12 protein-coding genes are annotated in these 11,992 nt (G+C 73.6%); 6 read left to right on the top strand and 6 right to left on the bottom strand.

What is annotated here, in order from left to right:
• Positions 1 to 103 precede the first annotated feature (103 nt).
• The 6 genes from FS882_RS09240 to flgN form a co-directional block, all read right to left on the bottom strand.
• Complete coding sequence (locus tag FS882_RS09240; protein ID WP_158372760.1) at positions 104 to 346, bottom strand: DUF2530 domain-containing protein; 243 nt, start codon at positions 344 to 346, stop codon at positions 104 to 106.
• A gap of 162 nt (positions 347 to 508) precedes the next feature.
• Positions 509 to 1,759: an EAL and HDOD domain-containing protein gene (locus tag FS882_RS09235; protein ID WP_158372759.1), complete on the bottom strand. Its 1,251-nt coding sequence runs from the start codon at positions 1,757 to 1,759 to the stop codon at positions 509 to 511.
• A 55-nt stretch (positions 1,760 to 1,814) separates the two neighbouring features.
• Positions 1,815 to 2,240 (bottom strand): flagellar assembly protein FliW, encoded by a 426-nt coding sequence (locus tag FS882_RS09230; protein ID WP_158372758.1) that lies wholly within the window; start codon positions 2,238 to 2,240, stop codon positions 1,815 to 1,817.
• Positions 2,237 to 3,157 carry a flagellar hook-associated protein FlgL gene (gene flgL / locus FS882_RS09225; RefSeq protein WP_158372757.1) on the bottom strand — a complete coding sequence of 307 codons (921 nt, stop codon included), beginning with the start codon at positions 3,155 to 3,157 and terminating at the stop codon, positions 2,237 to 2,239. The genes FS882_RS09230 and flgL overlap by 4 nt, the downstream gene beginning before the upstream one ends.
• Entirely contained in the window at positions 3,154 to 4,590 is a 1,437-nt protein-coding gene (gene flgK, locus FS882_RS09220) for a flagellar hook-associated protein FlgK (protein ID WP_158372756.1), read from the bottom strand. The genes flgL and flgK overlap by 4 nt, the downstream gene beginning before the upstream one ends.
• Before the next feature lie 55 nt (positions 4,591 to 4,645).
• Positions 4,646 to 5,131, bottom strand: a complete 486-nt coding sequence (flgN, locus tag FS882_RS09215) for a flagellar export chaperone FlgN (RefSeq protein WP_158372755.1) — start codon at positions 5,129 to 5,131, stop codon at positions 4,646 to 4,648.
• 378 nt (positions 5,132 to 5,509) lie between these two features.
• Here flgN and FS882_RS09210 point away from each other — a divergent pair, with 378 nt between their 5' ends.
• The 6 genes from FS882_RS09210 (at position 5,510) to FS882_RS09185 (ending at position 11,860) form a co-directional block, all read left to right on the top strand.
• Positions 5,510 to 6,388 carry a sigma-70 family RNA polymerase sigma factor gene (locus tag FS882_RS09210; protein ID WP_262348177.1) on the top strand — a complete coding sequence of 293 codons (879 nt, stop codon included), beginning with the start codon at positions 5,510 to 5,512 and terminating at the stop codon, positions 6,386 to 6,388.
• Between the two features lie 185 nt (positions 6,389 to 6,573).
• Complete coding sequence (locus FS882_RS09205; RefSeq protein ID WP_158372754.1) at positions 6,574 to 8,127, top strand: glycosyltransferase family 2 protein; 1,554 nt, start codon at positions 6,574 to 6,576, stop codon at positions 8,125 to 8,127.
• A 114-nt stretch (positions 8,128 to 8,241) separates the two neighbouring features.
• Complete coding sequence (locus FS882_RS09200) at positions 8,242 to 9,411, top strand: flagellin (RefSeq protein ID WP_158372753.1); 1,170 nt, start codon at positions 8,242 to 8,244, stop codon at positions 9,409 to 9,411.
• Positions 9,412 to 9,605: 194 nt separating this feature from the next.
• Entirely contained in the window at positions 9,606 to 10,961 is a 1,356-nt protein-coding gene (gene fliD, locus FS882_RS09195) for a flagellar filament capping protein FliD (RefSeq protein ID WP_158372752.1), read from the top strand.
• 25 nt (positions 10,962 to 10,986) lie between these two features.
• Positions 10,987 to 11,430, top strand: coding sequence for a flagellar export chaperone FliS (gene fliS, locus FS882_RS09190; RefSeq protein WP_158372751.1), 444 nt, complete (start codon positions 10,987 to 10,989; stop codon positions 11,428 to 11,430).
• Positions 11,420 to 11,860 carry a hypothetical protein gene (locus tag FS882_RS09185; RefSeq protein WP_158372750.1) on the top strand — a complete coding sequence of 147 codons (441 nt, stop codon included), beginning with the start codon at positions 11,420 to 11,422 and terminating at the stop codon, positions 11,858 to 11,860. The genes fliS and FS882_RS09185 overlap by 11 nt, the downstream gene beginning before the upstream one ends.
• Positions 11,861 to 11,992 lie beyond the last annotated feature (132 nt).

Raw genomic sequence — 11,992 nt, 5'->3', positions numbered from 1 at the left:
GCGCGGCTGGCGCGCGCGGCTGGCGCGCGCGGCCGGAGCGCGCGCGGTGGCCAGCGCGCGCGCTCGGCGTGCGCGTGGGCGCCCCGGGCTCGGGCGCGCGCGGTCAGCGGCCGGGGCGGCGGCGGGTCCAGGTGAGGCCGACCGCACCGAGCGCGGCGCCGGTCACGCACGCCCAGACCCCGTGCGGCCCGGCGGCGTCCGTCAGCCAGAGCACGAGGGCGACGACCAGGGCCACCAGCCAGGCGCCGATGCCCACGAGGAACACCGGCCGCATGCTCACCGGGACCGGGTCCGGGGCGGGCTTGCGGCTCTCCGGGCGCAGGGCGAGGTGGATGAACGACGGCACGGCCACCACCCTAAGCGGTCCGCCCCCCGCGCCTCCCCACCCCGCACCCGCCACCGCCGCGCGCCGAGCGTGCAGCAGCTGCGGGGTTCCGGAGGGCGGAACCCCGCCAGGAGTGCGGTCTCGGCGCGCGAGCGGGCGAGGGGGGAGGGAAAGGGGGAAGGGTCACTCGCCGAAGGCGAGGGCCGTGGCCGTGGCCAGGGCGCTCGGGACCGCGGCGAGGTAGGCGTGCGCGACGTCCCAGGGCTCGAGGCCGGTGGCCGCGACCGCGGCGGTGTCGTTCTCCTCGTGCGCGAGGACGGCGGCGAGCACCTGGCCGAGCCGGCCCTCGCGGCGCAGCAGCGCCGAGCCGAGCGCGTCGGAGACGCCGGTGCGCGAGACGAGCTCGGTCAGGTCGATGCCCTGCTGGGCGGCGACGGCGGACAGCAGCCCGACGGTGTACCCGGCGTCGTCCCCGGCGATCGTGTGGCAGGTCATGGCCCGGGTCAGGATCGACCACAGGGTGCCGACCGAGGCCGGCTTGGCGTCGATGAGCGACGCGATCGCGAGGGCGTGCAGCTGCCGCGGCCCGACCAGCACGACGGCCTGGAGCACGGAGTCGATCTCCCGCCGCAGGCCGAACGCCGAGGAGTTCACCAGGTGCAGCACGCGCATGGACAGCTCGGGGTCCGAGGCGACGGTGCGCACGACGGTCTGCTGGTCGACCTGGTCCTCGGAGAGCACGCGCAGCAGCTCGAGGCACTGCAGCTCGCCCGCGGAGAACGACCGGCGCGTGACCGGGGGGTCGCGGTGGAACATCGGCCCCTGGAGGAGGTCGGCGTCCACGGCCTGCGCGACCTCGAGCCGCTCGGTGGTGTCGGTGTGCTCGGCGACGACGGTCGCCCCGGCGGCGTGCGCACGGGCGACGAGCTCGGCGCAGTGGTCGGCGCCGCGCTGCAGGTCGACCTTCACGACCTGCACCCGGTCCAGCAGCCGGTCCTGGGTGACCGAGCCGTCGTAGTCGGCGAGCGCGAGTCGGCTGCCCCGGGCGGTGGCGGCCGCCATCAGGGCGTCGACGTCGGGCCGCCGGGCGAGCGACGGGGTGATCTCCAGCATGAGCCGGTCGGCGTCGTACCAGACGGCCGCGGTGCCGGACAGCAGCCCGGCGGTCGCGCGGAGCAGCACGGGCTTGTCGCCCGCGAGCCCGGTCAGGTCGAGGCGCCGGTAGGCGGCCTCGACGGCGGCCTCGGTGCTCTCGTCGGGGAGGGACGCGCCGGTGGGCCCGCTGACCAGGACCCGCACGGCGTAGCCGTACACGGAGCGGTCGTGGTGCACGACGGGCTGGCGCAGCACGGTGGTCTCGCCGCCGCCGATCGGGATCGGGCTGCCGCTCGCGGCGCGCGGGGACCCGGCGTCGGCGCCGAGGGTCGAGGTCATCACGATCTCCTGGTCGGTTCGGTCGGCGGGCGGGGGAGGGGCGGTGCGGCCGGCGTCAGGCGGCCGGCGCGAGCGGCGCCCGCAGCGGCCAGTCCTCGGTGAGGACGGTCTGCACGGCCGCGCCGCTGGCGGGGTCGAGCACGAGCGGGGCCAGCAGGTTGGCGGTGGGCGGCTCGCCGGCGTCGGCCGGGCGCACGACCACCAGGCGCACGGCGTGCGCGGCGTCGGCGCCGATCGCGGCGAGCACGTCCCCGGCGATCGCGGGGTGGTAGTCCGGGAAGAACGCGTCGGGGTCGACGACGAACAGCCGGACCGGGCGGGCGCCCGCGGGCTCGGCGCGCAGCGCGTACAGCACGCCGGCGTCGTCCAGCGGGGTGAGCGTGAAGTCCTCGTACCCGGTCAGGCCCGGCATGGGCGCGCGCAGGTGCAGGTGCTCGGGCAGGTGGGTGCGACGCGGGGCGTCGGCGAGCTCAGCGGTCATCGGAGGAAGTCCAGGAGGGTCGGCTGGAGGACCTTGGCGCCGGCGGCGAGGGCGCCCTTGTAGGCGACCTCCTGCGCACCGAGGTCCAGGATGATCTGGGCGAGGTCGATGTCCTGCACCGCGCTGAGCCGCGTGGTGGCGGTCAGCTGGCCCTGGGCGATGAGGTCCTGCGCGGCGTCGATCTGGTTCTGCCGCGCACCGACCGAGGCGACCTCGGTCGTCATCGCGTCGAGGTGCCCGTCGATGGCGTCGAGCTGGTCGGACGGGTCCTCGTTCGCGCGCAGCGTCGTGGCGATCTGGTCCAGCAGCGCGAACACGGAGTCCGGGCCCTCGCCGAAGACGGCGGCGCCGGAGGAGTCGACCCGGATGTTGGTGCCGCTCGCGACCGTGCGGGTCACGGTGCCGCCGACGCCGTTCCCGGAGAACGTGTAGGGAAGGGGGTCTCCCGGGGCGGCCGGTGGCGTGCCGTCGGTGAACGCCGCACCCGCGGTCGTGCCCGCGAACACGGAGCGCCCGAGGTAGGTGGTGTTGGCCTGGGCCAGGAGGTTGTCCCGCAGTCCCTCGATCTCCTGGGCGAGCGCGATCCGCGAGTTCTGCCCCAGCGCGCCGTTGCCGCCCTGGACGGTGAGGTCCCGGGCCTTGCGGAGCGTCGACAGCGACGTGGTGAGCGCGTCGTTGATCGTGGTCAGCCACGCCTCGCCGTCGGAGGCGTTGCGGTCGTACTGCGCCAGCTGGCGCTGCTCGCCCTGCAGCCGCAGCACGTCGGCGGTGCCGGACGGGTCGTCGGAGGCGGCGTTGATCTTCTTGCCCGACGACATCTGCGCCTGGAGGTCCGCCATCTTCTGCAGGTTGGCCTGCACGTTGTTGAGCGTCGAGTTCCGCACCGTGAAGTGCGTGACGCGGCCGATCGTGGTCATCGACCCACCACCCCCGTCCGGTTGATCAGCGTGTCGAGCATCTCGTCGACGGCCGTGAGCACGCGGGCCGCCCCCTCGTAGGCCCGCTGGAACGCGAGCATGTTGACGGTCTCCTCGTCGGTGTCGACGGAGGTCTGCGCGAGCTGGGCGGCCGAGGCGGTGGACCGCGCGGCCTCGGCGACGGTGGCCCGCGACGAGGCGCTGGCCGACTGGACGCCGAGGTCGACGACGAACGCGGACCAGGTGGCGTCCGCGCCGGAGGTCGACTTCGCGAGCGCGGCGATCTCCCGGCCGACGCTGCTGTCGTGCGCGCCCTTGTCCTTCCCGGCGACCGCGATGCCGGCGGGGTCGGTGATCGCGACCGTGAGGGTGCGCGCCGGGTTCGCCGTGTCGTACGTGAAGAAGGCGCCGCCCGTGGTCGGCCCGCCGTAGCCGTCGATCGTGTAGCCCGTGCTGTGCACGGCGTTGACCGACTCCGCGAGCGTCTTCGCGACGGCGTCGACCTGGGCCGCGGCGCTGGTGAGCATGCCGCCCTCGCTCTGCGGGGCGAGCGTCGTCAGCAGGCCGGCGACGCGCCCGCCCTCGATGCCGGCGGGGTTGTCGTTGCGGGCCCAGACGATCGACACGGGGTCGGCGCCGGCCTTCATCGCGTCGCCGAGCGACGCGGGGCTCTTGCCCGAGACGGCGAGCTGGTTCGCGGTGCTCCCGGAGACCAGGGCGTTGCCGGCGACCATGACGTCGACCGAGCCGTCGTCGCGGATCCGCGCGGAGGCCCCGACCAGTCCGGACAGCTGCGTGACGAGCTGGTCGCGCTGGTCCATCAGCTCGTTCGCCGACCCGCCCGCGTTGGTGATCGCGAGGATGCGGGTGTTGAGGTCCGCGACGTTGGCGGCGGTGGTGTTCACCTGGGTCACCAGGGCCGAGGTGGTGGTCAGCGCCTGCTGCCACTGGGTGCCGATGTCCTGGTGCATGGTCGACAGCCGGTCGGCGACGGCCTTGCCGCGCTGGAGCAGCACGGAGCGCGCCGAGTCGGAGGTCGGGTCGTTGACGACGTCGGACCAGGAGCTCCAGAAGCTCGACAGGTCCTTGGAGAAGCCCGTGGCCTTCGGCTCGCCGATGGTGGTCTCGAGCGTCTTGTACTCGGTGGCGACCGCGGCGAGCCGGGAGGCGCCCGACGTCTCGTTGCGGACGCGGGCGTCGAGGAACGCGTCCCCGAGCCGGTCGATGCCGGTCACGGCGGTGCCGATGCCCACGCCGTTGCTGGTGGAGAACATCGACGGCACGGTGGCGGCCGGCAGGGAGGCCATCGCGGCGCGCTGCCGGGTGTACCCGACGGTGTTCGCGTTCGCGATGTTCTGCCCGGACACCTCCAGCGCCTGGCGCTGCGCGATCAGGGAGCTGAGGGCGGTGCCCAGTCCGGAGAAGGTGCTCAACGGATCCTCTTCCTCGGGTCGTCTCGGGTCGTCTCGGGCGGCCGGGTCGGCCTGGTCAGAAGGACTGGTCGAGCAGCTGCGCGCTGCGGTCGGCCGGGGTCGCCGTGTGACCCTGCGGGTCGTAGGTCTGCACCGACTCCTGCAGGGACATGAGCGTCTCCTGGGTCGCGCGGTGCGACATGGCGAGCAGCTCGCGGTTGCCGTCGGCCAGCTGGGCGATCTCGGTCGTGAGCTGGACGAAGGCGTCGCGGTGCGCGTGCAGCAGGTCGTCCCACGGGGTGGGGGCGTGCTCGGCGAGGGTCCGCAGCGTGGCGCCGGGCTCCAGGCCGAGCTCGAGGGCGACCGCGTCGGCCTCGGCGGAGCGGCCGAGCTCGGCGTCCCGGATCTGCTCCAGCACGGTCTCGACCTCCCGCGTGGCGTGGGCCAGCCACCGCGTGCGCCCGCTGGTGAGCACGAGCTGCTCCTCCTCGAGCTTGAACAGCAGCAGCTCGAGCAGGCGGCGCTCGGTCCACAGGACGTCGGACAGCTGGCTCAGGGCCATCGGGCGTGCCCTCCTTCGAAGCGGCGGTGGTGCGGTCGGGGACGCTCGGCACGGGATGCCGGCCGTGGCGTCGTGCCTGTCCTATCGGGACGGCGCCGGCGGTCCTGAGCGAAACCGGACACCTCGTGGCCACCCCCGCGTCGCCGCCCCGGGGGAGCGAGTTGAACCGACTGGTCAGTGCCTGTATCTGACAGGACAGCGATCTCCCGACTGTGACGTGCATCACAACCGCTCAGATCGGCGCGGGACTATGTCGGCGGATGTCCGATTTGTCTTTCCGGTACGTCCGAAATGGCCGCGGAAGTCGCATAGATCGGGTCCTCAGGAACTTCAGAACAAAGACTCAAGCCAGGTTTCACCCCCGCCGAGAACCGGTTCGTGAACAGCTCTGCAGCCACCCCCGCCGCCGACGACCTCGTCGTCGCGCACATGCCCATCGTGGGGTACCACGTGAGCGAGGTCCTCTCCCGGGTCCCCGCCACCGTCAGCCGGGAGGACCTCGTGTCCGCCGGCCACCTCGCGCTGGTGCTCGCCGCCCGCGCGTACGACCCCGAGACCGGCGTCCCGTTCGCGCGGTACGCCGCGCTGCGCATCCGCGGCGCGCTGATCGACGAGCTGCGCTCGATGGACTGGGCCTCCCGCGGCGCCCGGCACCGGGCCCGCGAGCTGTCCGCCGCGAGCGACCGGCTCACCGCGACCCTGGGCCGCACGCCCACCCGCGAGGAGCTGGCGCACGCCCTCGGCACCGACCTCGCCGCCGTCGACCAGGCGCGCCAGGACGCCGAGCGGCGCGTGCTGTCGATGGACGCCACCGTGCACCCGGTCGCCGACCTGGTCCGCGACGAGGCGCCCGGTCCGGAGGACAACGTGCTGATCGGCGAGCGGCTGCGCTACCTGCGCGCCGCGGTCGACACGCTGCCCGACCGGCTGCGCACCGTCATCGAGGGGCTGTTCCTGCAGGACCGGTCCGTCGCCGAGCTGGCGGACGAGCTGGGCGTGACGCAGTCCCGGATCAGCCAGCTGCGCACCGAGGGCCTGGCCCTGATGCGCGACGGGCTGAACGCCAGCCTCGACCCCGAGATGGTCCCGGTCGCCGAGCGTCCCGACGGCGTCGCGGAGCGCCGCCGCCGCACCTACTTCGCCGCGGTCGCCTCGCGGGCCGCCATGACCGCCGCCGGCCACCGTGCCGACGAGGTCCGCTCCGTCCCGACGCCGTTCGAGGGCGGCGCGGACCGCATCACCACCGCCGCGGTCTGAGACCGCGGCACCCCGCCGGGCCGCCGGCGGGGGAGCAGCAGCACGTTCACACACGTCCGAGGGCGTCGTCCGCAGCACGCGGGCGGCGCCCTCGGCGCGTCCCGGGCCGCCGGCGCGCGACCGAACGCTCAGGAGCGGGGCGGGTGCGCCGATCGGCAGGGCAGCCACCCGACCGGAGGAACGTCATGCCCGCACGCCCCACCGTCTCCGCCGTCCTCATCGTGAAGAACGAGGAGGCCGTCCTCGACGGCTGCCTCGCGTCGGTCGCCTGGGCCGACGAGGTCGTCGTGTACGACACCGGTTCCACCGACGCGACCGTCGAGATCGCCCGCCGCCACACCGACGTGGTCGTCGAGGGCTACTGGGACGACGACTTCGGCGGAGCCCGCAACCGCGCGATGGCGCACGCGACCGGCGACTGGGTCCTCGTGCTCGACGCCGACGAGGTCGTGGTCGGCGACCCCGTGCAGTTCCGGGCGAACCTCGGCCGCGACGGGCTCGTCGCGCATACGATGGTCGTCCGCAACCTCACCGACGGGCCGGACCTGCCGCTGGGACTGTCTCCGGGTGAGACGGGCGTGGCGGGGACCCGGGTGTTCCGCCGCGAGCTGCACACCTGGGTGGGCATGCTGCACGAGCAGCCGGTGCTCATCGAGACGGGCGTCGCGGCGATCCCCCAGCGACCGGCCTCCGGTATCGAGATCCGGCACAGCGGCTACCTGCACGAGGTCGTCGCCGCCAAGGACAAGGGCCGCCGCAACGTCGAGATCGCCCGGGCGCAGGTCGAGGCCGCGCGCGCGAAGGGTGACGCACGCGAGCTCGAGCTCCACCGCGTCGACCTGGCCCGCTCCCTGATGCTCGACGGCCAGAACACGGCCGCGATCGAGGAGGCCGAGGCGCTGCGTGCGGAGGGCTTCGGCTGGAGCCGGCACGTGGTGCTGCTCGCGCGTGCCATCTACGCAGCTACGCGCGCCGCGGGCGACGACGAGGCGACCGACCGCTGGCTCGACCTGTGGGAGGAGCACGACGACAACCCCGCCTTCGCGCTCGCGACCCGCGCCCAGGTCCTCGCCGCCCGGGGCGACGCCGCCGGGGCGCTGGCGGCCGTCGAGCGCATCCCCACCACCACCGTCAACTCCTTCGGGGAGCGGCTCGACCGGTCGAGCGTGATCACCACCGAGCTGTGGGCCCACGCCCAGGTGGGGGACCACCGCCGGGCTGTGCTCGCCGCGCTGGAGGCGATCCGGCAGGGGGTGGCGCCGGGCGCCGCGGCCGGCCTGGCGCGCGTGCTGGGTGCGGACGCCTGCCGGCGGCTGCTCGCGGCGATGTCGGACGACATGTGGCGGCAGTACGTGACCTGGTGCGCGATGGACACCACCGCGGAGGCCCGGACGTTCCTGCAGTGGATGCACGACGTCCGTCCGGGGGACCCCGCGGTGCTGGCAGCCGCCGCGCTGCTCGCTCCCGCGCTGTCCCTCGAAGAGGCGGCGGAGTGGTCGGCCCGCATCCGATCGGCCGGCACACCCGCGCAGTGCCCTCTCGTGCTGATCGCGCTGGACCCCGGGGCCCACCCGCGCCAGCGCGCCGTCGCCGGTGCCCTGGCGTACAGCGCCTACGGCGACGAGCGCGGCCTGGCCGGGCTCGAGGACGCCCTCGCGCACGTCGACCCCGCCGACGAGGCCGCGGTCCTCGCCGAGCTGCAGATCGTGGCCCCGGGCCTGGTCGGCGCCGCGGTCTGAACCGACTTCGGACTCGTCGCAGAAAAACCCTCAGGGGTCGCGGCGGGCGTCCGATGTCCAGGGTGTGCCCACGGACGGGCCGCCCCTGAGCCCACTCACGGAGGAAGAACCATCATGGCTCTCTCGATCAACCAGAACATCGCGGCGCTGAACTCGTACCGCAACCTGTCCAACACGCAGAACGACCTGAGCAAGTCGCTCGAGAAGCTGTCGAGCGGCCTGCGCATCAACCGCGCGGCGGACGACGCGGCCGGCCTGGCGATCTCCGAGGGCCTGCGTGCCCAGATCGGCGGCACCAAGCAGGCCGTGCGCAACGCCCAGGACGGCATCTCCGTCGTCCAGACCGCTGAGGGCGCGCTCACCGAGACGCACTCGATCCTGCAGCGCATGCGGACCCTGTCCGTGCAGGCGGCGAACGACGGCGGCCTTTCCGAGACCGCCAAGGGCAACATCCAGGACGAGATGGACCAGCTCAAGACCGAGCTGACCCGCATCTCCGACACCACGCAGTTCAACGGCACCAAGCTGCTGGACGGCAACTACTCGGGCACGTTCCAGGTCGGCGCCAACACCTCCGACCAGGACAAGATCACCGTCGACCTCAAGCGCACGGGCGGCCTGTCCTCCCAGGGTCTGGGCGTCGCCGGCATCGACGTGACCAAGATCGCCTCCGACGCCACCACGGCGACGGTCGCGAACGCCACCGCGGGCACCGCCGGCACGGTCACGGTCGCCGCCGACACCACGGCGCTGTCCGACCTGCAGGCGCTGAACGGCACCGTCACCATCGGGTCCAAGTCGTTCGACCTGGCCTCGGTGGACTACACGGGCGTCACCACGGCCGCCTCCGCCCTGGCGGCGTTCACCGCGGCGGCCGAGAAGGCCCTCGGCGCCGGCGTGGTCACCACGTCCGGCACCGGCGTCGTCTTCTCGGGTGCCACCCCGGGCGCGACGGCCTCGGCCGCCGAGGTCGCCTCCGCGTCGCCGACCTTCACCCAGAAGTCCGGCGCCGTCGAGGCGATCGACAAGATCGACGCGGCGATCACCGACGTGTCGAAGGTGCGTTCGCAGCTCGGTGCGGTCCAGAACCGCTTCGACCACACCATCAACAACCTCAACGTGGCGGTCGAGAACCTGACCTCCTCGGAGAGCCGGATCCGCGACACCGACATGGCGTCCGAGATGGTCTCGTTCACCCGGGCGCAGATCCTCTCGCAGGCCGGCACGGCGATGCTCGCGCAGGCCAAGTCGATCCCGCAGAGCGTGCTCCAGCTCCTCCAGTGAGCCGTCCGGCTCCGGCCCGCGCACCCTCGTGGTGAGCGGGCCGGGGCCGGCGTCCCGCCGAGGACGCACGTGAAGCAGGACCAGCACGACCGACGCGGGCGGTGGTGGACGCACCGTCCACCACCGCCCGCGTCGCATCTCGGCCCCGATCCCCGGGGCACCCGCAGGACCCCGCACCAGGAGGACAACCCCCGATGGCCGGCATCACCTTCAGCACCGGGCTGATCAGCAACTTCCCCACGGCAGACCTGATCGACTCGACCATCGCGCTGGAGGCCAACCAGCAGACGCTGCTCTCGAAGAAGAAGAGCACGATCTCGTCGCAGTCCACCGCGCTGCAGGCCCTCAACACCAAGGTCGCCTCCCTGACGGCGGCCGCGAAGGCCGCGGCGACCGCGTCGTCCTGGGAGGCCGTCAAGGCGAAGTCCTCCGCCGAGTCGGTCACCGCGACGACCAGCTCCGAGGCGCGCCCGTCGAGCGTGACGTTCCGCGTCGACTCGGTCGCGGCCTCGCAGGCGACGCTCTACACCCTGCCGACGGGCTACACGTCGGACACCCCGACCTTCACGCTCACCCGCGCGGACGGCGAGACCGTCTCGGTGACGGCGCTGAGCGACAACATCGGCGACATCGTCGCCGCCTTCAACGCCGAGGGCACGGGCGTCAAGGCGTCCGCGCTGAACGTCGGCACCGCCGCCGCGCCCGAGTACCGGCTGCAGCTCACCGGGACCGAGACCGGCAAGGAGAACACGTTCAGCGTCGCCGTGGGCAACGCCGCCGACGGCGCCACCCTGGCGTCCAAGGAGATCCGCGCGGCCTCCGACGCCGAGATCGTGCTGTGGCCCGGCACCGGCGCCGAGCAGAAGGTGACCTCGTCGAAGAACGTCTTCGAGAACCTCGTCACCGGCGTCAACGTCACGGTGACCGCCAAGACGACCGACCCGGTGACCGTCGACGTGACCCGGGACGACTCCAAGCTGTCCGCGCTCGCGCAGGCGCTGGTGAACAACCTGAACGCCGTGCTGGGCGACATCACGTCCTACACGACCAGCAAGACCGGGACGAACGACGAGGGCACCGCGATCGTCACCGCGGGCCTGTTCTCCGGCAACGCGACCGTCCGCGGCCTGCAGCAGTCGCTCCTGGCCGCCGGGTCGAACAGCGCCAGCAACACGTCGCTGGCCGGCATCGGCATCTCGCTCGGCAAGGACGGCACCTTCACCTTCGACGCGGCGGCGTTCCAGACCGCGCTGACGAACGACCCCGACGCGGTGGGCAAGGCCGTCCAGGGCGTCGCCGGCTCGCTGCAGAAGATCGGCGAGGTCGCCTCGGACTCCGCCAAGGGCACGCTGACGCTGCAGGTGCAGAGCTACAACAGCGAGGTCAAGGACCTGACCGACCGCATCGCCGACTGGGACATCCGGCTGGAGGCGCGACGTGCGTCGCTGACCACGATGTACGCGGCGATGGAGGTCCAGCTCTCCAACCTCAACTCCCAGTCCAGCTACCTGACCACCCAGCTCGCGCAGCTGACGGGGTCGTCCGACTGACCCCCACCCTGCTGAAAGGACCGCCGTGTACGACGCCCGGACCCGGTTCCTCGCCGACGCGGTCGCGACCGCGGGGCCGGCGAAGCTCCTCACCATGCTGTACGACAGGCTGCTGCTCGACCTGGAGCGCGCGGAGGTCGCGCTGCGCGCGGGCGACCGCGCCACGGGCACCCAGCAGCTCGCCCACGCGCAGGAGATCGTCGCCGAGTTCATCGCCAACCTGAACGTGGGCGAGTGGGACGGCGGTGACCGCCTGCTGTCGGTCTACACGTACCTGCTGTCCGAGATGATCGGGGCGAGCATGGCGGGCGACGCCGACCGCGCCGCCGCGTGCCGCGGCCTGGTCGCGCCGCTCGCCGACGCCTGGCACGAGGCCGCGCAGACGGTGGCGAACGACGTCCCGACGCAGCGCCGCGCCCCCGCCTTCGACACGGCCGAGACCGGCACCGGGGTGCTCGGTGTCGGCTGACACGGCGGTCACCCCGGTCGAGCGCAGCACCCCCGGCGCCGCGCTCGACGCGGACGCCCGCCCCGGGACGCCCGGTGAGCGCGAGGGCGCCGACCGCGGCCGCGCCGGGCGCGAGGCCGCCTGGGTGGCCGCGCTCACCGAGATGGAGCTCGGCGCGGAGCGCGCCGAGGAGCTGCTCGCCGGGGCCCAGCGCGCCGGCGACCCGGCGGTCGTCGACGTCGCGCTGACCACGCCCTGGCGCACCCCCCGCGGGCTGGGCCCGCTGCCCGTCTCGCTCGCCCCGCGCGCCGCCGCGCTGGTCGAGCGCCAGCGCGACCTCGCCCGCCGCACCGGCGACCAGCTCGCCGAGCACCGCCGCCGCCTGCGCACCGCCGACGGCCTGCGCACCCGCCCGGCCCCCGCCCCGGCCTACCTCGACGTCGAGGGCTGAGCCGCACCTGGGTGCCAGCACCCACAATGATCGCCGGACATTCTCCGGCAAATTCGGACAACCCGTTCGAATCGCGTCCGCCGCGCGAGTGATCCGCGACATTTCTCGGGCGCACACCTCAGCAGGCGCCGC

Source organism: Cellulosimicrobium cellulans (assembly GCF_007679345.1).
GTDB classification, from domain to species: Bacteria; Actinomycetota; Actinomycetes; order Actinomycetales; family Cellulomonadaceae; genus Cellulomonas; species Cellulomonas cellulans_A.
The sequence above is the reverse complement of the archived record's forward strand: the minus strand, read 5'-3'. Positions and strand labels throughout refer to the sequence as shown.